Source organism: Bradyrhizobium sp. (genome assembly GCF_036735945.1).
Classification (GTDB): Bacteria; Pseudomonadota; Alphaproteobacteria; order Rhizobiales; family Xanthobacteraceae; genus Bradyrhizobium.
In genome coordinates, this window is the sequence record NZ_DAINNI010000040.1 from 1 (window position 1) to 22,914 (window position 22,914).

Annotated in this window: 23 protein-coding genes; 12 read left to right on the forward strand and 11 right to left on the reverse strand. The window is 63.3% G+C overall.

Annotated features, from left to right (window positions below):
• Nucleotides 1–152, reverse strand: a 152-nt coding sequence (locus V7E26_RS15350; protein ID WP_324417501.1) for an iron-sulfur cluster assembly protein, incomplete at its 3' end; no start/stop codon positions are given.
• Between the two features lie 149 nt (nucleotides 153–301).
• On the reverse strand, nucleotides 302–739 hold the full coding sequence (locus V7E26_RS15355; protein ID WP_324417427.1) for a VOC family protein: 438 nt from the start codon (nucleotides 737–739) through the stop codon (nucleotides 302–304).
• Between the two features lie 103 nt (nucleotides 740–842).
• On the opposite strand from V7E26_RS15355, the gene V7E26_RS15360 reads away from it, so the two are divergent.
• From V7E26_RS15360 to V7E26_RS15375, 4 genes are all read left to right on the forward strand, one after another.
• Complete coding sequence (locus tag V7E26_RS15360) at nucleotides 843–1,784, forward strand: NAD(P)-dependent oxidoreductase (RefSeq protein ID WP_324417429.1); 942 nt, start codon at nucleotides 843–845, stop codon at nucleotides 1,782–1,784.
• Between the two features lie 202 nt (nucleotides 1,785–1,986).
• Nucleotides 1,987–3,591: a sensor histidine kinase gene (locus tag V7E26_RS15365; protein WP_324417431.1), complete on the forward strand. Its 1,605-nt coding sequence runs from the start codon at nucleotides 1,987–1,989 to the stop codon at nucleotides 3,589–3,591.
• A gap of 45 nt (nucleotides 3,592–3,636) precedes the next feature.
• A complete protein-coding gene (locus V7E26_RS15370; protein WP_324417433.1) occupies nucleotides 3,637–3,840 on the forward strand; it encodes a DUF1289 domain-containing protein in 204 nt (67 codons plus the stop codon).
• 40 nt (nucleotides 3,841–3,880) lie between these two features.
• Complete coding sequence (locus V7E26_RS15375) at nucleotides 3,881–4,438, forward strand: TIGR02281 family clan AA aspartic protease (RefSeq protein WP_324417435.1); 558 nt, start codon at nucleotides 3,881–3,883, stop codon at nucleotides 4,436–4,438.
• A gap of 1 nt (nucleotide 4,439) precedes the next feature.
• Here V7E26_RS15375 and ygiD read toward each other — a convergent pair whose 3' ends face one another.
• From ygiD to V7E26_RS15400, 5 genes are all read right to left on the reverse strand, one after another.
• Nucleotides 4,440–5,291 (reverse strand): 4,5-DOPA dioxygenase extradiol, encoded by an 852-nt coding sequence (ygiD, locus tag V7E26_RS15380; protein WP_324417437.1) that lies wholly within the window; start codon nucleotides 5,289–5,291, stop codon nucleotides 4,440–4,442.
• 425 nt (nucleotides 5,292–5,716) lie between these two features.
• On the reverse strand, nucleotides 5,717–6,703 hold the full coding sequence (locus V7E26_RS15385; protein ID WP_324417439.1) for a Bug family tripartite tricarboxylate transporter substrate binding protein: 987 nt from the start codon (nucleotides 6,701–6,703) through the stop codon (nucleotides 5,717–5,719).
• A 62-nt stretch (nucleotides 6,704–6,765) separates the two neighbouring features.
• Nucleotides 6,766–7,821: an Ldh family oxidoreductase gene (locus V7E26_RS15390; protein WP_324417441.1), complete on the reverse strand. Its 1,056-nt coding sequence runs from the start codon at nucleotides 7,819–7,821 to the stop codon at nucleotides 6,766–6,768.
• Between the two features lie 10 nt (nucleotides 7,822–7,831).
• Nucleotides 7,832–8,719, reverse strand: coding sequence for an alpha/beta hydrolase (locus V7E26_RS15395; protein ID WP_324417443.1), 888 nt, complete (start codon nucleotides 8,717–8,719; stop codon nucleotides 7,832–7,834).
• 42 nt (nucleotides 8,720–8,761) lie between these two features.
• On the reverse strand, nucleotides 8,762–9,676 hold the full coding sequence (locus tag V7E26_RS15400; RefSeq protein WP_324417445.1) for a VOC family protein: 915 nt from the start codon (nucleotides 9,674–9,676) through the stop codon (nucleotides 8,762–8,764).
• Between the two features lie 110 nt (nucleotides 9,677–9,786).
• On the opposite strand from V7E26_RS15400, the gene V7E26_RS15405 reads away from it, so the two are divergent.
• Entirely contained in the window at nucleotides 9,787–10,581 is a 795-nt protein-coding gene (locus V7E26_RS15405) for a GntR family transcriptional regulator (protein ID WP_324417447.1), read from the forward strand.
• Between the two features lie 250 nt (nucleotides 10,582–10,831).
• On the opposite strand, the gene dusA is transcribed toward V7E26_RS15405, so the two are convergent.
• The gene (gene dusA, locus V7E26_RS15410) at nucleotides 10,832–11,827 is read right to left on the reverse strand and encodes a tRNA dihydrouridine(20/20a) synthase DusA (RefSeq protein WP_324417449.1); all 996 of its coding nucleotides are present in this window, start codon (nucleotides 11,825–11,827) and stop codon (nucleotides 10,832–10,834) included.
• A gap of 174 nt (nucleotides 11,828–12,001) precedes the next feature.
• Here dusA and V7E26_RS15415 point away from each other — a divergent pair, with 174 nt between their 5' ends.
• Nucleotides 12,002–12,934 carry a tripartite tricarboxylate transporter substrate-binding protein gene (locus tag V7E26_RS15415; protein ID WP_324417451.1) on the forward strand — a complete coding sequence of 311 codons (933 nt, stop codon included), beginning with the start codon at nucleotides 12,002–12,004 and terminating at the stop codon, nucleotides 12,932–12,934.
• A gap of 46 nt (nucleotides 12,935–12,980) precedes the next feature.
• Here V7E26_RS15415 and V7E26_RS15420 read toward each other — a convergent pair whose 3' ends face one another.
• Genes V7E26_RS15420 through V7E26_RS15430 form a run of 3 tightly spaced genes read right to left on the reverse strand, consistent with a single transcriptional unit; the run spans nucleotide 12,981 to nucleotide 15,565 of the window.
• Nucleotides 12,981–13,814 (reverse strand): N-acyl homoserine lactonase family protein, encoded by an 834-nt coding sequence (locus tag V7E26_RS15420; protein WP_324417454.1) that lies wholly within the window; start codon nucleotides 13,812–13,814, stop codon nucleotides 12,981–12,983.
• 27 nt (nucleotides 13,815–13,841) lie between these two features.
• A complete protein-coding gene (locus V7E26_RS15425; protein ID WP_324417456.1) occupies nucleotides 13,842–14,225 on the reverse strand; it encodes a carboxymuconolactone decarboxylase family protein in 384 nt (127 codons plus the stop codon).
• Between the two features lie 11 nt (nucleotides 14,226–14,236).
• Entirely contained in the window at nucleotides 14,237–15,565 is a 1,329-nt protein-coding gene (locus tag V7E26_RS15430; protein ID WP_324417458.1) for an MmgE/PrpD family protein, read from the reverse strand.
• Between the two features lie 173 nt (nucleotides 15,566–15,738).
• Between V7E26_RS15430 and V7E26_RS15435 the strand changes: the two genes are divergently transcribed.
• The 6 genes from V7E26_RS15435 to V7E26_RS15460 all read left to right on the forward strand — a co-directional run bounded on the left by V7E26_RS15435 (nucleotide 15,739) and on the right by V7E26_RS15460 (nucleotide 22,885).
• A complete protein-coding gene (locus V7E26_RS15435; RefSeq protein WP_324417503.1) occupies nucleotides 15,739–16,701 on the forward strand; it encodes an NAD(P)-dependent oxidoreductase in 963 nt (320 codons plus the stop codon).
• 20 nt (nucleotides 16,702–16,721) lie between these two features.
• Nucleotides 16,722–18,131 (forward strand): MmgE/PrpD family protein, encoded by a 1,410-nt coding sequence (locus V7E26_RS15440; RefSeq protein WP_324417460.1) that lies wholly within the window; start codon nucleotides 16,722–16,724, stop codon nucleotides 18,129–18,131.
• Nucleotides 18,132–18,194: 63 nt separating this feature from the next.
• A complete protein-coding gene (locus V7E26_RS15445; RefSeq protein ID WP_324417461.1) occupies nucleotides 18,195–19,130 on the forward strand; it encodes a branched-chain amino acid ABC transporter permease in 936 nt (311 codons plus the stop codon).
• Between the two features lie 2 nt (nucleotides 19,131–19,132).
• Nucleotides 19,133–20,917, forward strand: coding sequence for a branched-chain amino acid ABC transporter ATP-binding protein/permease (locus tag V7E26_RS15450; protein WP_324417463.1), 1,785 nt, complete (start codon nucleotides 19,133–19,135; stop codon nucleotides 20,915–20,917).
• Nucleotides 20,904–21,611, forward strand: coding sequence for an ABC transporter ATP-binding protein (locus V7E26_RS15455; RefSeq protein WP_324417465.1), 708 nt, complete (start codon nucleotides 20,904–20,906; stop codon nucleotides 21,609–21,611). The genes V7E26_RS15450 and V7E26_RS15455 overlap by 14 nt, the downstream gene beginning before the upstream one ends.
• Nucleotides 21,612–21,649: 38 nt before the next feature.
• A complete protein-coding gene (locus V7E26_RS15460) occupies nucleotides 21,650–22,885 on the forward strand; it encodes an ABC transporter substrate-binding protein (RefSeq protein ID WP_324417467.1) in 1,236 nt (411 codons plus the stop codon).
• The last annotated feature ends 29 nt before the right edge of the window (nucleotides 22,886–22,914 follow it).

Here is a 22,914-nt window from a genome sequence, read left to right on the forward strand (position 1 = left end):
CGCGCCTCGGCGGCATCGACATTGATGGAGAAGAACACCTTGCCGTCGGTGACCGAGATCGCCGACAGCACGTTGGCGTTGGTCAGCGGCACGCCGCGCGGCGATGCCACCTGCTTGAGGGAATCGAGAACCTGTTGCTGCGTCACGCTCACTCGCGCATCTCCTGAAGCCCCTGCGGCTCACGTCAAGAACCGGCCCTACTCTGTTGCCACGGCGCGCGTTCCTGACGCGGCCCCAATGGCTCCGGATCCAATCCGGAGCTCAAGGCCGCGTTCCCAATAAAGCGGTTCAGCGCAAAAGGCTACCTTGCTCCCACGTCGTCCCGCCGCTCAGCGGGAGCTGTGGCCGACTGCTCCTTGGCCGCCTCATAGTTCAGCTCGATCATGACGCCGTTGGGGTCATTGACGAAGATCTGCCAGAGGTCGCCGCCCGGCACCTGGCGGGAATCGTATTCCATGCCCTTCTGTTCCAGCCGCCGTTTCATGCCGTCAAAACCGAAGCTGGCAAAGGCGACATGGTGGACGACGCCGGAATCGGGCTTTTGCGCCTCGTCGGTCCTGGAGATGTCGACGAGGTGCACCACCGCCTTGCCCTCGCTGTACATCCACGCCCCCGGGAAGGCGAAGTTCGGCCGGGCGCCTTTTTCCAGGCCCAGAACGTCCTCGTAGAACCGCACCGTGTCGGCAAGGTTACGGGTCCGGATGTTGAAATGATCGAGCACGCCCACACTGACGCCCATGCGATCTCACTCCCTTTTTTGTGAGGTTATTTGAGCCGGTATCCTAGCACGAAACGGGCCCCGCAGGCCAAACGAAGGCGTTGCCCTCCCCTGCGCAGCGGTTATGGTGCGGCCCTTCCAAAAACCGCCCGGCCGGCCAAACGTCGCCGGCGAAAACTCCAAGGTAATACACATGGCTAAAGTCGCTTTTCTCGGTCTCGGCGTGATGGGTTTCCCCATGGCAGGACATCTGGTGAAAAAAGGCGGCCACGAGGTGACCGTTTACAACCGGACCGGAGCCAAGGCGAAGCAATGGGCGGACAAGTTCGGCGGTCGCGCCGCACCGACCCCGAAGGCCGCGGCCGAAGGCCAGGATTTCGTGATGTGCTGCGTCGGCAACGACAATGACCTCCGCGCCGTCGCGATCGGCCCCGACGGCGCCTTCGCCGGCATGAAGAAAGGCGCCGTATTCGTCGACCACACCACCGCCTCCGCCGACGTCGCCCGCGAACTCGATGCCGCCGCCACCAAGGCCGGCTTCAGGTTCATCGACGCGCCGGTCTCCGGCGGCCAGGCCGGCGCCGAAAACGGCGTGCTGACGGTGATGTGCGGTGGCCAGCAAGACGCCTATGCCGCCGCAGAGCCGATCATTTCCGGCGCTTACGCGCGGATGTGCAAGCTGCTGGGACCGGCCGGCGCCGGGCAGCTCACCAAGATGGTCAACCAGATCTGCATCGCGGGCCTGGTTCAGGGCCTGTCGGAGGGCATTCATTTCGCCAAGAAATCCGGGCTCGACGTTGCCGCCGTCATCGAGACCATCTCGAAGGGCGCCGCGCAGTCCTGGCAGATGGAGAACCGCTACAAGACCATGAACGACGGCAAGTTCGATTTCGGCTTCGCGGTGGAATGGATGCGCAAGGACCTCTCGATCTGCATCGCGGAGGCGCGCCGCAACGGCGCCAACCTGCCCGTGACCGCCCTCGTCGACCAGTTCTACGCCGAGGTCGAGAAGATGGGCGGCAAGCGCTGGGATACCTCCAGCCTGCTCGCCCGCCTCGAGCGATGAGTTAAGGAAACAGGTTAAGGCAAGCACGACGGTCCCCGCTTCTTGTCCCGATAGAAGCGGGGGTTCCCTCAACCTCACTGGTTAATTTTAACTTCCCCTTAACGAGAATTTTTAGCGCTTTAAGTCATCGCTTAAGGATTTGGCTGCACAGATAGACGATGCAAAAGCCCGCGCAGTTCGCGGGCAGGATTTGTGTTGTTTGATGAGTAACCCCGCAGAAAAGCCCGAGGTTGTCCAGCTTCCGGCTGAAGCGCCGGCGGCACCACCGGTGAACACGCGGCGCGTGGCGGCACAACGGGTGCGCGAGGCGCGGGATCGGTTAACGTCAACCAGCGGAACGCGCCCCGCATTCGACACCGAACTGCTCCGGCAATACGCCCAGACCCGGGTATCGGCCTCGTTCGTCGTGATGCTGCTGGTGGTCGCAACCGGCGTTCTGTTCGGCCTCTGGAAGTATGCGGTGCCGGCCGCGGTGTGGACCGTCGGCATGCTCTGCATCCATGCCGCCATCATCCGCAACTGCAAGCGCTTCCTCGGCGAGCAGCCCACGCTCGCGGCGACGCGCAAATGGCAAACCCATTTCGTCCTGCTCGACCTGCTCTACGGCCTGTGCTGGACCGCGATCCTGCTCCATCCGGCCGGCCTCGACACCGTCTCGAACACCATGATGATGTTCCTGATGCTGCTGGTGATCGCGGTGTCGAGCATGCTGGCGGCGACGCTGCCAATCGCGGCGGTGGCGGCGACCGCGCCGGTGACCGCGGCGATCGCGCTCAACTTCGTGCTGGGCGGCACCTTCGACAATTACGCGCTGGCGCTGCTTGCGGTCGCGGCCGAAGCCTATTTCGCGCTGCTCGCCCATCAACTCCATTCGACGACGCTGGCGACGCTGGAGGCGCGCGCCGAAAAGGACGCGCTGATCGGCGAGCTAGAACAGGCCAAGGCCATCTCCGACGAAGCGCGGCACCGCGCCGAATCCGCCAACGTCGCCAAGTCGCGCTTCCTGGCGCAGATGAGCCATGAGCTGCGCACGCCGCTGAACGCGATCCTCGGCTTCTCCGAGGTGATGAAGAGCGAGATCTTTGGCGCCCATGCGGTCGCGGTCTACAAGGAATATTCCGCCGACATCCACAATTCAGGCGTCCACCTGCTCAACCTCATCAACGAGATTCTCGATCTGTCGCGGATCGAGGCCGGCCGCTACGAGCTCAATGAGGAAGCGGTGTCGCTGGTACATGTCGTCGCCGACTGCCATCACCTGCTGAAACTGCGCGCCACCAGCCGCGGCATCACCATCCACGAGGTGTTCGAGCAAGGCATGCCCCGGATCTGGGGCGACGAGCGCGCCACGCGCCAGGTCGTGCTCAATCTCATATCCAACGCGATCAAGTTCACCCCGCCGGGTGGCGATATCTGGCTCAAGGTCGGGTGGACCGCTTCCGGCGGCCAGTATCTCAGCGTCAAGGACACCGGCTCCGGCATTGCCGAGGACGAAATTCCGGTCGTGCTGGCTTCGTTCGGCCAGGGCTCGAACTCGATCAAATCGGCCGAACAGGGCGCGGGCCTCGGTCTGCCGATCGCCAAGAGCCTGATCGACATGCATGGCGGCACCTTTACGCTGAAGTCGAAACTGCGCATTGGCACCGAAGTCATCGTCACCTTTCCGCCGGAGCGCGTGATGAGCGCGCTGGCGCCGATGGCCGAGGAAGAAGCGCCGCCGCTGCAGCCGGAACCGGCCATCACCGGCGCCGACGACAAGCGGCGGCCGCGCCGCAAGCCGATCATGAACGCCGGCACCGGCCTGTAACTGGAGCGCTTGCACTGGGGACTCAAACCGTTTCACTATCAAGGCATGAGCAAAGAAACGCCGTGTATCGCAGTCTGTATGATGGACCCCAAGACCAAACTCTGCTTCGGCTGCGGACGAACGTTGCCGGAGATCGCGCGCTGGCACAGCATGGCCACGGCGGAGCGGCTGGCGGTGATGGAAGGGCTTGCCGCGCGGATGGCGCAAGCCGGCCTCGAGCCGGTGGCGCCATGGCCGGCGCGCAGCTGATCCTGCGACGAATCCTGGAACACCCCGTGGGAGGCGTCCGATGATTCGCGTCCTGCTCGTCATCGCGATGCTCGCAGGAACGGCCGGCGCCGTCGTCGCCTATGGCGATCCCGCCAAGATCGCGCGCGCCGGCAACACGGTCGCGAAAATGCTGCGGCAACACAGCCTGGAGCCGCCGCCCGCCGTGCAGATCGCGCGCGGCAAGGCCGGCGAATTCGCGCTGCATGCCAGGATCAACGGCGTCAAGGCGCCGATGGTGATCGACACCGGCGCAACCTCGGTGGTGCTGACCTGGGAAACCGCGAAGGCGATCGGCCTGCCGATCGAGATGCTCGAATATAACGTCGAGCTCGAAACCGCCGGCGGTCACACCAAGGCGGCGCGGCTGACGATCGACCGTCTTTCGGTCGGCGGACTGGTCGAGAAATCGGTCCCGGCGCTGGTCGTGCCACGCGGACAGTTGAGGACCAACCTGCTCGGCATGAGCTTTTTGGATCGCCTGGAGAGCTGGGGCGTTCGGGCCGACAAGCTGATGCTGCACGGCTATCCGGAAGCGATGGCGTCCAACAGCAAGCGCGCCCGCGCGGCCGCGAACTAATTTAGATGTTGGTTTGATCCGGCGGAACGCCCTCGGGCAGTGGGGCGGCGCCGTCGCCTTCTTCACAAGGCACGTCCTTCATGCCGACGCCGTAGCAGGTCATCGACAGCGATCCCATGGCGTAGCCGCGCAGCAAGGCCTTCGCGTCTGTTTCCGCCGCAGCCAACCCGGCGGTGTAGAGAAGCGGGATGAAGTGGTCGGGCGTCGGTACGGCCACATCAAAGTCGGGATGTTCGATCGACTTGAGAATGTCGGCGGGCGCCTCGGTCATTTGACGGGCGACCATGTCGTCGAAGCGTTGCGCCCAGTCGGCGCCGGCGTCCGGGCGGTTCCACTCGATGCGGCGCAGGTTATGGACCACGTTGCCGCTTGAAACGATCATCACCCCGCGCTTGCGCAGTTGGTTCAGCCCGGCGGCAAGGTCAAGGTGGTAATCCAGCGGCTTCAGGGCATTGATGGACAACTGCACAACCGGGACGTCGGCATTCGGGAAGAGATGCGCCAACACGCTCCAGGTGCCGTGGTCGAGGCCCCACTGGTCACGGTCGGCGCCGACCCAGTGCGGCTTGACGACCTCGGCCACTTCGCCGGCCAGTTCCGGCAAGCCGGGCGCGGGATAGTCGAAGGCAAACAGTTCATCGGGAAAGCCGTAGAAGTCGTGAATGGTGCGCGGACGGGCCATGGCGGTCACGGCGGTCGCACCGATGAACCAATGCGCCGACACCACCAGCAGGGCACGGGGGCGCGGCAAGGCCTTTCCCAGCCTGTGCCACGCCCGCGTGTAACCGTTGTCATCAAGCGTATTCATCGGACTGCCGTGTCCGAGAAAGAGTGCTGGCATGGTTGCCGCCATTATGATCTCCCTGTGCGATCCGATCAGTTATCAATCCACCTTGCTCTACAACATGCAATGCTGCGGTCACTCCTGCTGCAGATGCTGACAGGTCGATAGAAAGGCCTGTCAGTAGCCGACGGTAAAGCGCTGGCGCACATGCGCGGGGCATTCGAGTTCGTCAATCATCGCCACAGTAAAGTCCGTCCTCGGATCAGACCCGAGCTATTGTCTCAGACATGAGCAGCATCCACTTGACCTGACCGGTCGGCGCGGCAACATTGGTGTTGCCAACGTGCGATACAAGGGCACATTGATAACCGTACTCCGGCCGCTAGAGGAAACAACGCGAAGTATACCGGCCATGATCGACGACGGCCGATTGAAGTGCGTTCCGGTGTCGGTCTCCATCGACAACCTGCAAGCCCAATTGGGTCGCGGGCGATCTAGATGCGCGGTAACTTCGCCCGCTCGACTACCGTCTTCCACTTGGCGATCTCACGCGTGACGAGGTCCTTCATCTCCGTTGGCGTGCTGCTGCGCACTTCACCGCCGACTGCTGTTTCCAGGCGCTTGCGGATGTCCGGCTCTTTGAGCAACTCCTGGACAGCGCCATTCAGCATCGCAATCAACTGTGACGGCGTGCCCTTCGGAGCTACCAGACCCGCCCATGTTCGCACGTCGTAACCACGGAGCCCGGCTTCGTCGACGGTGGGCACGTTGGGCAGCAGGGCAATTCGCGTCGGTGACGTCACCGCCAGTCCCCTGACGGCACGGCTTTCGATCTGCGGCGCCAGTAGCACAGCGGTACCAACGATCATCGGCACATCGCCGCCAAGCAGCGCGGTGATCGCCTGGGAATCGCCACGATAAGGGACATGCACCAACTCGACTCCCGCCTCGGAAGCGAGCAGTTCGCCGGCAAGATGGTGCGTGCTACCAAAGCCGACCGAACCAAAGCTCAGGGCTCCCGGCTTCGCCTTCGCCCCGGAAAGCAGATCGGCGAGCGTCTTGGCAGGGTTGTCCGCACGTACGGCAATGACGAGCGAGTAATAGACAAGGGTCGAGATCATTTCAAAGTCGTCGACCGGTTTGAAATTGAGGCTCTTATAGGTCGCAGCGGAAATCGCATGGCCGCCCGTGACGAGGCCAAGCGTGTAGCCGTCGGGTTGCGCCTTGGCGACAGCGTCAGCCGCGATGTTGCCGCCGGCCCCTTGCTTGGCCTCAACGACGACCGGCTGTCCGAGCTTCTTCTGCAGACCCTCCGCAATGATCCGGGAGAGCGTGTCGGCAGCACCTCCTGGGGCAAAACCGTGCAACAGACGGATGGGCTGGTTGGGATAATTTTGCTGCGCCCAAGCCGGCACGACAAGGCTGCAAAGCCCGGCAGCTAACATCTGCCTCCGGCTAAACCGCGGACGAAATCCTGACATGACAACCTCCCGAATGGCCCAATCTGCGTGGGCTTTATCAATCAATTCACGTGCGAGTGCGCCTAGGGCGCGATCACCGATGTGTTCACACCGAGCTTCCCACCCAGTTCAGCAAGCCGCTTCAGCGTTCCTGTTGCGACGGGAATGCCTTCTTGTAGACGCGTCCTCATGGTTTCGAGGCTGCGTTCGCCGGGCAGCAAAACGGGCTCCGTCTCGTTGACTGGCGGCAGCGCCTTGATGGCGTCGCACAGTTCCTGAACCGCAGCGCCGAGCGGAAGTGAGGTCCCGAACGCCGCCGGATCGAGCGCTGCGACAAGTCCATTGACCCCCGGGTCATTGCCGGTTTTCAAAGCCATGGAGATCAGAGGATTGCCGCTCATTACGCTTGCAAGAACCTCGATCATGAGCGACAGGCCCGAACCTTTAGGCCCCGCCATCGGCAACACCGCCTTCGCCGCCGCGGGACTCGTGGTTTCGAACCCGTTCTTGTCGACCGCCCAGCCGAGAGGTATCGGCAGCCCGCTATCCTTGGCCGCCATGATCTTGCCGAGGGCAACAGCAGCGGTCGACATGTCGAGTATGAGCGGGTGCTCCGCATCCGCCGTTGGAGCGGAAATCGCAAGTGGGTTCGTGGAAACCGCTTCGCCCTTTGCGCCGTAATAGACCATGAGCGGCTTGGACGCCGTCATGACGATACCGACGAAGCCGCGGCGCGCGACGTGTTCGGCGTAATAGCCGATCGCACCCGCATGGCTGATCGCGCGAACGGCACACCAGCCGATGCCATGCGTCTCGGCGAGACCGACCGCAGTGGCTGCGGCGAGGTTCATGCCCTGTGCACCCGGCGCACGGCCCGCATCGATCACGCGGATGGCTCCTCTGCCCGCGACCTCCCGTGGTACCGCGGCCACGTTGATCAGGCCGAGTGCGCACATTTCGACATAGCGCGGGATTCGCAGCACTCCGTGCGAGTCAATACCGCGCAGGTTCGCCCAGATCAAAAGGTCGGCTGTCTGCGACGCCTGCTCGGCGGAAAACCCGCCGCCTCTCAACAGGTCCTTTGCGACTTGAAGAAGCGACTCTCGCTTGACGCGCCGCTCGCTCGATGACGTGGTCATCGCACAACCCTTACGCGACCGCACTCAATGGCGTCGGAAAGAACTTTTCCAGCCACCCCTTGATGATGGCCCTCGTGCGCGGCGCGTCTTTCTCGGCAAGGGGAAAGTGCGAAGTCCCCGTGATCAGCACCAACTCGGCCGGCTGCCCGGCCTTTTCGAACATGCGGATCGATTGCTCGGTCGGTGTGATGGTGTCGTTTGCCGTGTGCAGGAAGAGGATCGGACGCGGCGCAATATCAGCGACGACGTCGTCGGCCCTGAAATTGTACATGCTCCAGGCCGTTTCAACCGGGATTTCCATAATGGCTTTGGGGGAGAGATTCTTGCGCAGATGCTCGGGAATCGGGACCGCATCGAAGCGTGAAATCCACATGCTCTTGCCGGTTTCGGCCTTCTGTTTGCGGCCCTGCTCCAAAAGGCCCGTGAAACGCGCCCACGCCTCCGGCGTCGGGTGCTGTCCGCGGAACTTGCGCTCTCCATCGCCCCAGCCACAGGAGGAAATGACGCAGGCAACGCGACTATCGACACCGGTCGTGTAGACGGCCACAGCCGCACCAAAACTATGCCCGATTACACCGATACGGGCGGGATCGACCTCCTCGCGCGCGGCAAGAAACGTCAGCGCGTTTTTAGTATCGGTCACTTGGTCGAAGCAGCGAACTTGGCCGCGTTCGCCTTCGCTTTCCCCACAGCATCGGAAGTCAAAACGCAGCGCTACGTAACCCATCTCCTCCAGCATGCGCGCCTGGATTTCGGCGTGGGACTCGTCCTTCGATCCGACAAATCCGTGCAGGACGATAAATGCCGGCAACCGCTCTCCTGCGCGCGGCCTGTCCGGAACGTGCAGCACCGCAGACAGCTTGAGATCGTCGGATGAAAAGCTGAGTTTGTGTTGCATGGGCCGAATTCCTAACGCAGTGACCGCCAATCGGAAAAAATATCAAGCCGGGCCTGAGCCCAGTGCAGTGAAGGGGAAGTGAAATTCCCGCCACTCAAGTGGAGCCGGCGTACCCCAGACATTCATCACGCGGACATTCCCCGGCCGCTCAAGGTTCGTGATTACGTTGGCCGTGAAATTCGCGTCATCGGCGATCATCGACATGCCACCCGAGCATTCGACCATCGCTCCGCTCGGATCGACGTAATAGGCGTAGGTGTTGTCGCCTGGCCGATGACGGCCGGGGCCCCACATCAACTGCTTGTCGAAGCGATCCAACGTGTCGCCGAGGCGCAGATATTGGTTGAACTCGAGAAACTCGAAGGAATAATGGTGCAGGCCAGTCTTGCCTTTGACGAGGCCAAGAATGTGATGCTGGCGATTTCCGCCATACATCCAACTTAAACCGTCATTGACCATGCGTTCCGAGAGCCTGAGGCCGCCTATGACCTCAAGCTGCCGCCGGGTTGCAGCGGGGTTTGACGTCATCAGGTTGATATGGTCGAGCCGGTTGGCGCCCACACCCGTCGTGGGCCGACGACGCCCATTGATGTCGTCGCGAATGGGGCTGTGAATTTCGAAACGCAAGCCCTCCGGCGTCACGAACGTGACCCCCTCGGCTATACAGGGAAGACTGGGCTGGCGGGAGACGACGCGGCACCCGGCCGCCTCCACTCGATCCGCCGCCTCACGCACCAGGTCCGCGGAAAGCGCCTCGAGGCCAATCGTATGGGCTGCATTTTCGTCCGCACGCATGAGGACAAGCTCGGCCGCCCGGCCGTTGGCGCTCAACCAGATGGACTCATCGTCCGAATGGGTGACGTGCAGGCCGAGGATCTGGGTGGCCTCACGCGCCACCTCGTCCGCCACCCTTGTGTTGATCTTCAGATGTCCGATCGCGTGCACCAGATGCGTCATCGGGTCCTCCCCTGCGTTCTTGAAGCGACAGGTATCGGACCTGAAGGCTTCTGGCAACAGATTTTCGAAAATTTTGCCATTTTACGAAAATGGGTATAGACTGCACTATCATGGCTGACGCTTTGCAACATACCGCAACGAGCCGTTTGGCTCCTGGTTCTGCCGAAACGAAGGCGGGAGACGTACTCCGGCGTATGCGCGCCGACATCGTCGGCTGCACACTCAAGCCCGGAACAAAGCTTCGGTTTGAGGCACTGCGCGACCAATATGCGGCAAGCTTTTCGACTTTGCGCGAAGCGCTATCGCGCCTCGTCGCCGAAGGCCTGGTCATCTCGGAAGATCACCGCGGTTTCATCGTCACTCCCCTTTCGCGTACGGATCTGGAGGATCTCACCGACGTGCGCGCCCTCATTGAGAAGGAGTGCATGTCGCGCGCGATTGAGCGCGGCGATGATATGTGGGAGGGCGATATCCTGAGCGCCTTCCATCGCATGGACAGGCTACAGACCCGCCTCGGATCGACCTATTACCTGTCGGACGAATGGGCCAGGTTGCACGGCGCCTTTCACTTCGCGCTCGTCAGCGCCTGCGGCTCGCCTACTCTCCTGGAATACCGGCACAAGCTATTCGAACGTGCGCACCGTTACCGCCGCATCTCGTCGCAGTTTCGTCCCCATTGGCGACCCAAAGAAACCGAGCACAAGGCCATTATGGACGCCGTGCTGGCTCGCAATGCCGCGAAAGCGGCAAAGCTGATCGAGCGGCATATCAGGGAGACGACCCGCAACGTCTTGGAACATGCCGCGCATCTGTTTGAGCCGGGCGATACGACTCCAGCGACAGTTTTTTCTGAGGCAAAAGGCAAATCGCCGCGCTCCACGAGACGATTGCGCTCCCGCGATTAGCGCACTGAACGGAGCCGGGTGTACTGAGAACATGGACTTTGCGGCAGCAATGGCATTCTTGGGACAATACGAAAACTGTCTCGGATGGCCGAAAAGACTGCTGGCAAATGCGGCATGACCGAGATCTGGCAAGCGTCCGGCATGTTCGACAAACGGAGAGATCGTCGGATCGCAAGGGCGCAACGGTCGGCGCTGGGGGCAAGAGATCTTCATGAACCGATCCCCGGGCTACCCTTAACCAGGCCGCTAATTAGGCCGCAATCGAGGCCGTCGCGCGATCCTCGACCAGTGCGATGGCATCGCGCAACACCTGAACGCTGGCGCCCGGCTTGACGCCGTTCTCCGCCAGATGGCGGCGAAAAGCGCGTGCGCCGGGGACGCCGTGAAATGCGCCGACGAAGTGCCGCGTCATCGCATGCAGCTTGGTGCCCTGCCGCAACTGCCCTTCGATGTAAGGCAACATCGCCTCGAAGACCGCCTTCATGGTGGCATGCGGCGCGGCTTGCCCGAACAATTCCGGATCGACATCGAGCAAGCGCCAGGGATCCTGATAGGCCGCCCGGCCCAGCATCACGCCGTCGACGTGATCGAGGTGCTGCTTCGCCTCGGCAATGCTGCCGATGCCGCCATTGATGATGATAGGCACATCCGGCAGCGCGGCTTTCAGCCGATAGACCCTGCCGTAATCGAGTGGTGGGATGTCGCGGTTTTCCTTCGGCGACAATCCGCTGAGCCAGGCCTTGCGGGCATGCACGATCAGCGCGTCGCTGCCCGTCGCGACCACGCTCCGCGCCAGCACGTCGAGTGCCACTTCCGGATCCTGGTCGTCGATGCCGATGCGGCACTTGACCGTGACGGGAATCTTCACCGCGCGCTTCATCGCGGCGATGCCCTCGGCGACCAGCGCCGGCTCCGCCATCAGGCACGCGCCGAAGCGGCCGTCCTTTACCCGATCGGACGGGCAGCCGACATTGAGATTGATTTCGTCATAGCCGAAATCCTCCCCGATCTTGGCCGCGGTAGCGAGATCACGGGAATCGGACCCCCCGAGCTGCAGCGCCACCGGATGCTCGCTGGCGTCAAACCCAAGCAGCCGTTTGCGGTCGCCATGAATGATGGCGCCGGTCGTCAGCATCTCCGTATAAAGCCGCGCGCGCCGGCTCATCAGACGGTGGAACACGCGGCAACGCCGGTCGGTCCAGTCCATCATGGGGGCGACGGAAAAACGATAATCCTGCAGTTTCAATGATTTATCCTTGTCTTCGCAATAAGGGGAAGCGCGAACCTCTGTACCCCAAGCTGGCCGAAATTGCACGCGATGGACGATCTCGCCGCTGCCAGCGTAAGATCATAAAAAATAACAATGGTCGGGAGGCACCAAATGGCGACGCGGCTGATCGCAGCAGCGATCTTTCTAATCATGACCGGAATAACTGCCGCAAGGTCGCAAGACTACCCCGCAAGAACCGCCACAGTTATCGTTCCGTTCGCAGCCGGAGGGCCGGCCGACGTCACGGGGCGCATCGTCGCCGACATCTTCTCCCGCTACCTCGGCCAGAGATTTGTGGTGGAGAATGTCGTGGGCGCCGGCGGCACGACGGGAGCGATACGCGCCGCCCGCGCGCCGGCGGACGGGTATACGATACTATCAGGCCATCTCGGCACCAATGCGCTGGCGCCGGCGTTCTATCCGAACCTCGGCTACGATCCGCAGAAGGATTTTGAACCGATTGGGTTGACCGCCGAATATCCCGAATTGCTGGTCGCCCGAAAGGATTTCCCGGCCAACAACCTCAAGGAATTCGTCGCCTACGCCAAGGCCAATCCGGAAAAGCTGAATGTCGGGCACGCCGGGCTCGGCTCGGTATCCTATATCGGGTGCCTGCTGCTTCATTCGGCGATCGGCATCAAGCCGACGATGATTCCGTTCACCGGCACCGCCCCGGTGCTGAATGCCATGCTGGCGGGTCAGGTCGACTATGAATGCGATCCGGTGCTGGGAACGCTGGGCCAGCTGCAGGCGGGAACCGTCAAGGCGCTGGCGATCGCCGCCAAGAAACGCAGCCCATTGCTGCCCGACGTGCCGACTTCGCACGAGCAGGGCCTGCCCGAATTCGACATTGCCCCGTTCTACGCGGTGTTCGTGCCGTCGGGCACGCCGCAGGCCATTGTCGACAAGCTTGCGGACGCCCTGAGCAAGGGGCTCAACGAGGAAGCGGTACAAAAGCGATTGGCCGAGCTCGGCGCCGAAAGCGTGGAGCAAAGCCGCCGTGGACCGAAGGCCCTGGCCGATCTCGTCAAAAGCGAAGCCGCGCGGCTGCTGCCGATCCTCAAAGCCGCCTCGGAGAAATAGGCGCAGCGAACGCAGGAGCCTACGGGCTCATTGGCTCGCTCAATGGCTAATGCCCCGGCAGGTAGTCCGCGCGGACGGGCGCCACGCCGGATGGCGGGACGTCGAGCCGCACCGCAATCCCCTCCAACTCCCGGCTCGGAGCAGGATAGAGCTTCATCACGAGCGGATCATGCCCAGGCACGATGTGGCTCTCGTCGGGCGCAAGGGCGAGCAGTTTTTCGAACCCCTCCAGCATCTCGCCGATATGCAGCGCGGTCGTAAACGGCCGCTCGCTCGCCATGTTCTCGTAGAAATGGCTGACGTCGGAGGCGAGGACGACGAAACCCCGGCGGGTCCTGACACGGACAAACTGCAATCCGGCCGAATGGCCGCCTGCCGCATGGATCGTCAGGCCCGGAGCGAGTTCGGCGTCGCCATTGTAGAACAGGACCCTGCGCGCGTAGTTGAGCCGCACGATGCCGCAGATATCCTCGACCTCGAAGGAGTGCGACAGTCTCGGATAGCGCATGAAGCGGCCCGTGGCGTAGGCCAACTCACGCTCCTGGAGATGAAAGCGCGCATTTGGAAACCGGTCGAAATTGCCGGCGTGATCGTAATGCAGATGCGTGAGGATCACATTCTCGATCGCATTGACATCAATGCCGAACGCACCGAGCGTCTCCACCGGGCAACGCAGGAACGTCCGCTCTCGCTTCGCCGACACCTCCGCATTGAAGCCGGTGTCGATGATGAAGGTACGCCCCCCTCCTCTCGCCAGCCACATGAAGTAGTCCATCGGCATCGGACCGTCGTGCGGATCGCCGCCGATGAAATGATCGCTGCGCCGCGCATCGCGGGTCGCATAGCGGATGGCGAATAGCTCGTATTCCTGATCAGCCATGCGATCACCCGATACTGCGGCGCTCGATCACTTTGCGTCGACTTCGTTGAACGCCTCGCGCGCGTTGCGGAAGGCATCGATGCCGGCTGGAACACCGCAATATACCGCCACCTGGAGCAGGATTTCCTTGATCTCGTCCTTGGTAAGGCCGTTCTTCAGCGCACCCTTGACATGCAATTTCAGCTCGTGCGGCCGGTTCAGCGCGCCGAGCATCGCCAGATTGACGATGCTGCGGGTCCGCTTGTCCATTCCGGGCCGGGTCCACAGCGCGCCCCAGCAGAACTCGGTCGACCATTCGGCCATCGTGCGGGTGAATTCGTCGGCGCCCGCGATCGACTTGTTGACGTAGTCCTCGCCGAGAACCTCCTTGCGGACCTTGAGGCCTTTTTCGAACAGTTCGCTTTTGCTCATGGATCGTCCTTTCAGGTTTGCAGAGCATGATTGTTTGATGACGCCCGTTGCATCACACCAGCGATATCGTCGCAAGTGTCGAGTTGCCAGACTGATTCGATGATGCGTTCGGCGCTCCAGTCGCTGCCGCCCGTCCGCACGCCATCGCGCAGCTTGGCTTCGATGTCGCGGTCGCCGAGCGGGTCGGCAAGGCTGCCGCGCGGCGACATCACGGTTTCAGCAATGATATTCCCCGATGCCAGTTGGATACTGACGCGCGCGGCGCCATCGGGCATGGAGCTGTCGAGTGCCGCCCGCACCTTCTCGCGGAATCTTGCCATATCCGGCCGGAACACCGTGTCGCGCGCGAACTCGGAAACCCCGGCGGCGCCGATCAGCAGGCTGCAGGCCACGCAATGATGGATGCTGACGCGGGCATCGCGCTCGTTCCCCACCGGCCGGTCGCCGCGCGCAAGCAGCAGCGCGGACCCCTGCACCGTCACCGACTCGATCTGATCGATCCGCCCGATGCGGCTGCGTAGCGCAAAGCAGGCATCGATGACGGCATGAAACACGATGCCTGCCGGATACGGCTTGTAGGTATTCTTCGATATCTCCCAGGTCCGGCCAAGGCCGCCGAGCAAACGTTCGAGATCGGGATCATCGCCCATGGCCCGCGCCCAGCCGAGCGGACCCTCGATCGCCCGTGGCGCGGCTTCATAGCCCTGCTGCGCCAGTAACGCCGCGAACAGCCCGTTCCGCGCCGCGTTTCCGACGCTGACATTCTTGGCTGCGGTCGGAAGGTTCTCGACATTGCCGGCTGACTGGCTCGCGGCGATGCCGATCGCATTCGCAATGCCATCAGCGGATAATCCGAGCAGCCTTGCGCAGGCCACCGCGGCGCCGAATATCCCGCAGGTCGAGGTGATGTGCCAGCCGCGCGCATAATGCTGCGGAGAGACGGCGTTGCCGATGCGGCACTCGACTTCCACCCCGAGAATGAAAGCTACGAGAACGTCGCGGCCGGCTAGCCCGCGCGCCTCCGCGAGCGCCAGCACGGGCGCCGCAACCGGCGCCGCCGGATGGATGATCGTTTCGGGATGGGTGTCGTCGAAATCGAGCAGGTTGGCCGAGATCGCATTGACGAAAGCCGCCCCCATCGCATCGAGCCGTTCGGTCCGCCCGATGATCGTCGAAGTCGCGCCGCCGCTGAACGGCGACAACGTCCGCGACGCGATGGTGACGGCCGGATCATGCGCCGAGCCGATGGCGGTGGCGAAGAAATTCAGGATCGAGCGCTTGGCCTCGTGCTGCTGCGACGCGATATCCGCCCATGACGTGGCGGCAACCAATTCAGCCAATGTTCGGCTGACGCTCGAAACTTCGCTTCGCGACACCTGGGCGCATTCCTCGTTTTTCCGAACCTTAAGCCGACCTGCGGCCAACTGTCGACCTCTAAATCTTCAGCTTGACATATTGACTGACAATCTGAACAAATGCGGCGGCTGGCGTCGAGACCGGTGCCGCGACGACAATCGAACAGCGACGGCAAGTCGAACAACAACAGCGCGCTCAACCCGAGACGCGCGAAAGGGAGCAGGCGATGGCGGGAGAGACGCTCGGCGTAATCGGCACGGGCCGCATGGGCGGACCTATGGCGGGGCGATTGCTGGACGCGGGCTATTCGCTTGTCATCTACGACACCTTGAGCGAGGCGATGCAGCCACTGCTGAAGCGCGGCGCGCAACAGGCCACGTCGCCTGCCGATGTCGCCTCCCGTACAGAGATCGTGCTCGCCAGCCTGCCGACCCCGGATATCGTCAAGGCGGTTGCGCTCGGTCCCGACGGCATCAGCAGCGGCAGCCGCGCGCGCATCGTGGTCGATCTGTCGACCACCGGCCCCGGCGCCGCCAAGCTGGTGGCGGAAGGCCTGAAGCCCAGGGGCATGACGCTGGTTGACGCCCCCGTGAGCGGCGGCATCAAGGGCGCCGTCAACGGCACGCTTGCCGTGATGGTGTCGTGCCCGCAGGCGACCTATGAGACCGTGCAACCGATCCTGAAGAATTTCGGCAAGCTGTTCTACACTGGCGACAAGCCGGGCGTCGCCCAGACCGCCAAGCTCGCCAACAATCTGATGGCGGCCGCGGCGCTGGTGATCACCTCGGAAGCGGTGGCGATGGGCGTCAAGGGCGGCGTCAACGCAAAAGTCCTGATCGACATCATCAATGCCAGCAGCGGCCGCAACAGCGCGTCCGAAGACAAGTTTCCGCGCGCCGTGCTGCCTGGCACGTTCGACTTCGGATTTGCGACCGGCCTCTCCTACAAGGACGTGCGGCTCTGCGTCGACGAGGCCGAGGCCATGGGCGTGCCGATGGTCTGCGGCGCGGTGGTGCGCCAGATGCTTGCAATCACCAACGCCAAGTTTGGCGCGGCATCGGACTTCACGTCGATTGCCAAGGTCGTCGAGGAATGGGCCGGCGTTGAGATGCGCGGCTGATCGGCAAGCATTCTCCGGGAGTGACAGGTGCGATGGTGATCGGCGCGACCGTGTCAGGCAACGAACCTCTGGCGCGACGAATGGCGCGGTCGGCGCTTGCCCTCGAGTTCGCAGATTTCGATCCAGAAGTGGTGGCGAAGGCCAAGGTTTGCCTGATCGACTTTCTCTCCGGCGCGTTCGAGGCCGGCGGTCACCCCTGGAGCCGCCAGGCCATTGCGGCGGCCCATCCTGTCGGCAATGGCGCGACCATCATCGGGACCTCCCGGCTTGCATCTGGCGCGGATGCGGCCTTTGCCAACGCCGTGATGGGGCACGGCCTCGTGCGCGAAGACATGCATGCGGCCAGCATCTCGCACCACGGCGTCGTGATCTGGCCGACCCTGCTCGCACTCTCCGAACGGGCTCCCTTGCGCGGCACGACCCTGCTGGCAGCCGCCATCATCGGCTATGAGACTGGCGCACGGATCGGCCGCGCGTTGTTCAACTCCGACCTGGCCCGGCTGTATCGCCCGACCGGCCTGGTGGCGCCGCTCGGCGCCGCACTGGCCGGCAGCTTTGCATTGGGCCTTTCGGAGCAAGCCGCGACGAGTGCCATCGCGATCGCCGCCAACACTTCCAGCGGCCTCAACGAGTGGCCGCACGGCGGCGGCTCGGAGATGTATTTTCACCCCGGCTTCGCGGCGTCCAACGCGCTCAGGGCCATCGCGCTGGCCGAAGCAGGCGCTCTCGCCTCCGAGACCATTTTGGAAGGCGAAGCCGGCCTGTTTGCCGCCTTTCGGCGACAGCGCGCACCTGACGACATCAAGCTGTTCGCCGGTGGCGAGGCGGAGATCATGGCCGTCTACAACAAGCCGGCGCCAGCCTGTAATTTCGCGCAGACCGCATCGCAAGCAGCCCTCCGTGTCTCGCACGAGCTTGCCGAAACCGAATCGGTCGAACGCATCGTCATTCGCGCGCCTGACGCCGCGGTTCGCTATCCCGGCTGCGAAGCCAAGGGGCCCTACCGGAATGCGCTGCAGGCGAAGATGAGCATTCCGTTCAGTGTGTCGGCAACGCTTGTCCGCGGCGAGATCGACGAGGAGAACTACCCATCCCTCGCGGATCCCGAGATTCTCCGCCTGATCGCCGCAACCGATCTTCAGAGCGACGCCGCCTTCACGGCCGCCTTCCCCGCCAAACAAGGCGCTGACGTCACCGTCCACCTGCGCGGTGGCAAGATCATCAGGCACAGCCTTTCCGACGTCGTCGCCGCGACCCCGGCAGAAATCCGCCACCGTTTTCGCGCCGCAGCGGCGCACGTGATCGGCGAAGATCGCGCACGCCGGCTCGAACAGGCGATCGATGGCTGCGAGCATCTCGGCGACGCCGGCGTCATCGCCGCTTCATGCCGGCTGGAGCCGCCGGGACAGATTTTGCGAACAGCGTCTTAAGAGAATTCTCGGGGGAATCGTGAACCAGCAAACCAGCATTGCCATAACGGGGAGCGGCCGCTGATGGAGGGCTTTCTGCAAGCGCTCGCCGCCGGCCTGCTGATCGGCGCGGTCTACGGCCTGATGTGCGTCGGCCTTGGCCTGATCTTCGGCGTCATGCGCGTGATCAATTTCGCCCATGGCGACTTCATGATGCTCGGCATGTATGCCGCCTTCTATCTCTTCACCGCCGCAGGCGTTCAGGCCGTCTTTGGCAACGCCGTGGGGCCGTTCGTCGCGATCCTGCTTGCCGGCCCCGTGCTCGCGGTCTTCGGCTATTTCGTTCACCGCACCCTGATCTCCCATGTGTCGGGCACCCGCACCGCCTCGCTCGAGGGCGAAGGACACTATGCCCAGCTCATCCTCACGCTCGGCATCGCACTGATCCTGCAGAACGGCGGCCTCATCGTGTTCGGATCGGTGCTGGCCTCGATCCGCACGCCGCTGTCGAGTTCGGCCTGGGAGCTGGGTCTCACCTCCGACATCAGCGTTTTCATCAACAAGGCGCGCGGCATCGATGCCATCGTCTCTCTGGTGACCATGACGCTGCTCAGCCTGCTGATCACGCGTTCGCGGATCGGCAAGTCGCTGCGCGCTGCTGCCGACAATCCGACTGCAGCCACCTATATGGGGATCGACGTCGACCGCGCGCACCGCGTCGCCTTCGCGCTCGGCTGCGGCATCACCGCCATCGCCGGCGGCTTGCTCGCGACCAACTACCCGTTCCACCCCTTTGTCGGCCTCGAATACGTGATCGTGATGTATGCCGGCGTCGTACTCGGCGGCATGGGCAGCATCATCGGCGCCTTCTGGGGCGGCATGACCATCGGCCTGGTCCAGCAGATGTCGACCCTGATCCTGCCGACCCAATTGCAGAACGCGGCGATCTTCGTCGTCTTCCTCCTCATCATCTTCTTCCGTCCGCAGGGCTTCTTCGGGCGCATGGTCGAGAGGACGTGACCATGCTCCAATTCCGCTCGCTGCTGCCTGCGATCATCTTCACGATCGCCTATGCGGTGGTCTCGCTCAGCGTCACCAATTCCTATTACCAGCTGGTGCTGACGCTGGTCCCGGTGTGGGCGGTATTCGGCCTGTCCTGGAATTTGCTCAGCGGCTACACCGGCCTGATCTCGTTCGGCCACGCCGCCTTCTTCGGGATCGGCGCCTATACGACCGCGCTCGGCCAGATCTACTTCGATCTGTCTCCCTGGCTTCTGATACCGATCGCGGCAATGCTCGGCGGCATCGCCGGACTCCTCGTCGGCTTTCCGACCTTCCGCCTGCAGGGCCATTACTTCGCGCTGGCCATGCTCGCCTACCCGCTCGCCATCCTCTACGTCTTCGAGTGGCTAGGCTTCCAGGAAGTCACGCTTCCGATGAAGCGCGACGCGCCGATCGCCTACATGCAGTTCGGCGATCCCCGGATCTACACGCTGGTGGCGCTGGCCATCATGCTGGCCACGATCATTCTGACGCGGATTATCGAGCAGTCCCGCTTCGGCATGGCGCTGCTCGCGATCAAGCAGAACGAGGCAGCCGCCGAGGCGGCCGGCATCAATACGCTGGCCTGGAAGCTGCGGGCGATTACGCTGAGCGGAGCTATTGCTGCCGCGATCGGCGCCTTCTACGCCCAGGTGCTGCTGGTGGTTACCCCGCAGTCGGTGTTCGGCATGCTGGTGTCGGCGCAGGCGCTCACCGTCGCCATGTTCGGCGGCGTCGGCACGGTGTGGGGCCCGGTGATCGGTGCGGTCATCCTGATTCCGCTGGCCGAGACGCTGCACGCCGAAGCTGGCTCGTATATTCCAGGCATCCAGGGCGTGATCTTCGGCTTCGCCATCATCTGCGTGATCCTGGTTGCCCCGGAAGGACTGTTCTGGAAGCTGCGCGATCTCCTGCGCAGGCGACTAGCAAAGACGACTGCCACGGAGGTATCGGCCGCGCCACAGGCGTCACAGCCGGCAGCGGCTAATGTGACACCCTTACCCGTTGCCCGGCAGCGCGCCGCTACTTCCGAAGTCGTGCTGGAGGTACGCAATCTCTCGCGCTCGTTCGGCGGCCTGAAGGCCGTACAGAATGTCAGCTTCAGGCTGCACAAGAACGAGATCCTCGGCATCATCGGCCCCAACGGCGCCGGCAAGACTACGCTGTTCAATCTCCTGAACGGTTTTCTGCGGCCCGACGAGGGCGAAGTTCTCATCGGCGGTCGCAACATGTCCGGCGAACGGCCGCATACGATCTGCGAAGCCGGGATCGGCCGCACCTTCCAGGTCATGCGTCCGTTCCTGCGCATGTCGATATCAGACAACGTCGTGGTCGGCGCCTATGTGCGGGCTGGGAACGAGGACGAGGCGAGAAAGCTCGCGGCCGACGCCGTCGCACGCGTGGGCCTGTCCGATGTGGCGGATCGCGTTGCCGGCGAGCTGTCGACCAAGGAACTGCGGCTGATGGAGCTCGCACGGGCGCTAGCCGGCCAGCCGAGAATATTGCTGCTCGACGAGACGCTCGCAGGCCTTGGCCATGGCGAGGCGGACGAGGTCGTCGCGGTCATCCAGCAACTCGCCCGCGACGGAATCACGATCGCGATCATCGAGCACACGATGCAGGCGATGGTTCGCCTGGTCGACCGCTTCGTCGTCCTCGACCACGGTGCCGTCATCACCGAGGGAGAACCGGAGGTCGTGACGCGCGACAACCGCGTGATCGAGGCCTATCTCGGCAAGAAGTGGGTGGCCCATGCTGCGCATTGAGGGATTGAGCGCGGGCTATTCGGCCAAGCCCGTCCTGAACGGCGTGTCGATCAATGTCGAGGCAGGCCAGTTCGTCGCGATCGTCGGGCCGAACGGCGCCGGCAAGACCACGCTGTTCAAGACCATTTCCGGCATCCTGCAGCCGAGCGGCGGCCGGATCACGTTCGGCGACGCCGACCTGCTGACCGTGCCGCCGGCTCAGCGCGCCCATCTCGGTATCGCCCATGTGCCCGAGGGACGCCAGGTGTTTCCGTCGCTCACGGTGATGGAAAACCTGGAAATGGGCGCGATGACCGAAAGCGGCCGGCGCGACTGGAAGCAGAATATCGGGCGTATCTTCGAATGGCTGCCGGTGCTCGCCGAACGCCGCGGCCAGTTCGCCGGCACGCTGTCGGGCGGTCAGCAGCAGATGCTGGCGATCGGCCGCGGTCTCGCCTCCTCGCCCAAGCTTTTGATGCTGGACGAGCCGTCGATGGGGCTCGCGCCGTCAACCGCGGATTTCATCTTCGAGCGGCTGATCGATATCCGCAAGCAATCCGGCCTGACCATGCTGCTGGTCGAGCAGCGCGTGGCTGAAGCACTGGAATCCGCCGACCACGGCTACGTCCTCGAAGCCGGACGAGTCGTGCTCGAAGGCAACAACGAGACGCTGCGCGCCGACGACCGGGTCCGTAAGGCTTATCTCGGCATGTGACAAGTTCTGACAAAAACAAGGAAACAGGGAGAAGCAGAGTGAACAAGAACAACAAGGGATTGACGCGCCGGACCGTACTTTCGGGCGTCGCCGCCGTCGGCTTCTCAGGACTTGCGCGCGCGCAGCAACCGGCCGAGGTCAAGGTCGGCCTGATCGTGCCGCTGTCAGGCATCTATACCCGTCCAGGCCAGGTGATGAAGATGGGCGCCGAGATGGGCATCGATCACATCAACAAGCAGGGTGGCATCAAGGCGCTCGGCGGCGCCAGGATGAAGCTGGTCGTGATCGATTGCGGCGACACCACCGAAAAGGCGAAGAACGCGGCACAGCGAATGGTGGCGCAGGAAGCCGACCTCGTTGCCGCGACCGGCGCCTATCTTTCCTCCTTCACGCTGGCGGTCACCGAAGTCACCGAGCGCGCCGAATTGCCGGTGCTGACGCTTTCCTATTCGGACCTGCTGACCGAGCGCGGCTTCAAATACATCTTCCAAACCGCAGCGCCCGCCAGCCGGCAGTCCGAGCTCGGTCTGCCGACCCTGATGAAGCTCGCCGAATCCGCCTCCGGCAAGCGGCCGAAGACCGTGGCGATGCTGATGGACAACACCGCGACCTCGATCGCGACCGCGAAGGCGCTCAAGGAAAAACTGTTCGCGCAGGAAGGCCTGCAGCTCGTCGTGGAAGAGATCTGGACGCCGCCGCTGTCCGACGCGACGCCGCTGATCCAGAAAGTCCGCTCGGCGCGTCCCGACCTCCTGCTGTTCATGCCGAACGCGGTGTCGGACGCCAAGCTCGGGCTGGAAAAGATCAACGAGTTCGGCCTCGGCCAGGGCAAGATCCCGACCGTCTCGTTCAGCATCACCATCGCCGAGCCCGACATGCTGCAAAGCGTCAGCACCGAGGCCGTGCAGGGTATCATGACCATCGTCGCCAATTGGGGCTCGAAGGGCCAGGAGGAACTGATCGCGGAGCTGAAGGCGAAATACAAGGAGCCGTGGGCGACGCAGAACGTCGTCTCGACCTATGGCGACATGTGGCTGATGAAGGAGGCGCTAGAGAAGGCCGGCAAGGCCGACCGCCAATCCGTCGCGCAGGCGTTCCGCACCATGGATGCCGGGCCGTCCAAATATTATCCGGGCGGCGAGCTGAAATTCGACGAGAAGGGTCGCCGCGTCGGCGCCGGCGTCGTCATCGTGCAGTGGCAGAATGGCGTGCCGGTCACCGTCTATCCACCCGATCTCGCGCAGGCCACGCCGTTCTGGCCGAAGAAGTCCTGACAAGACATTGCATCATCATTGAGGGAGGA

Excerpts from the sequence above, each read along its gene's own strand:
- V7E26_RS15355 (WP_324417427.1), bottom strand. The coding sequence starts at position 739 with ATGGGCGTCAGTGTGGGCGTGCTCGATCATTTCAACATCCGGACCCGT.
- V7E26_RS15360 (WP_324417429.1), top strand. The coding sequence starts at position 843 with ATGGTGCGGCCCTTCCAAAAACCGCCCGGCCGGCCAAACGTCGCCGGC.
- V7E26_RS15365 (WP_324417431.1), top strand. The coding sequence starts at position 1,987 with ATGAGTAACCCCGCAGAAAAGCCCGAGGTTGTCCAGCTTCCGGCTGAA.
- V7E26_RS15370 (WP_324417433.1), top strand. The coding sequence starts at position 3,637 with ATGAGCAAAGAAACGCCGTGTATCGCAGTCTGTATGATGGACCCCAAG.
- V7E26_RS15375 (WP_324417435.1), top strand. The coding sequence starts at position 3,881 with ATGATTCGCGTCCTGCTCGTCATCGCGATGCTCGCAGGAACGGCCGGC.
- ygiD (WP_324417437.1), bottom strand. The coding sequence starts at position 5,291 with ATGGCGGCAACCATGCCAGCACTCTTTCTCGGACACGGCAGTCCGATG.
- V7E26_RS15385 (WP_324417439.1), bottom strand. The coding sequence starts at position 6,703 with ATGTCAGGATTTCGTCCGCGGTTTAGCCGGAGGCAGATGTTAGCTGCC.
- V7E26_RS15390 (WP_324417441.1), bottom strand. The coding sequence starts at position 7,821 with ATGACCACGTCATCGAGCGAGCGGCGCGTCAAGCGAGAGTCGCTTCTT.
- V7E26_RS15395 (WP_324417443.1), bottom strand. The coding sequence starts at position 8,719 with ATGCAACACAAACTCAGCTTTTCATCCGACGATCTCAAGCTGTCTGCG.
- V7E26_RS15400 (WP_324417445.1), bottom strand. The coding sequence starts at position 9,676 with ATGACGCATCTGGTGCACGCGATCGGACATCTGAAGATCAACACAAGG.
- V7E26_RS15405 (WP_324417447.1), top strand. The coding sequence starts at position 9,787 with ATGGCTGACGCTTTGCAACATACCGCAACGAGCCGTTTGGCTCCTGGT.
- V7E26_RS15415 (WP_324417451.1), top strand. The coding sequence starts at position 12,002 with ATGACCGGAATAACTGCCGCAAGGTCGCAAGACTACCCCGCAAGAACC.
- V7E26_RS15420 (WP_324417454.1), bottom strand. The coding sequence starts at position 13,814 with ATGGCTGATCAGGAATACGAGCTATTCGCCATCCGCTATGCGACCCGC.
- V7E26_RS15425 (WP_324417456.1), bottom strand. The coding sequence starts at position 14,225 with ATGAGCAAAAGCGAACTGTTCGAAAAAGGCCTCAAGGTCCGCAAGGAG.
- V7E26_RS15445 (WP_324417461.1), top strand. The coding sequence starts at position 18,195 with ATGGAGGGCTTTCTGCAAGCGCTCGCCGCCGGCCTGCTGATCGGCGCG.
- V7E26_RS15450 (WP_324417463.1), top strand. The coding sequence starts at position 19,133 with ATGCTCCAATTCCGCTCGCTGCTGCCTGCGATCATCTTCACGATCGCC.
- V7E26_RS15455 (WP_324417465.1), top strand. The coding sequence starts at position 20,904 with ATGCTGCGCATTGAGGGATTGAGCGCGGGCTATTCGGCCAAGCCCGTC.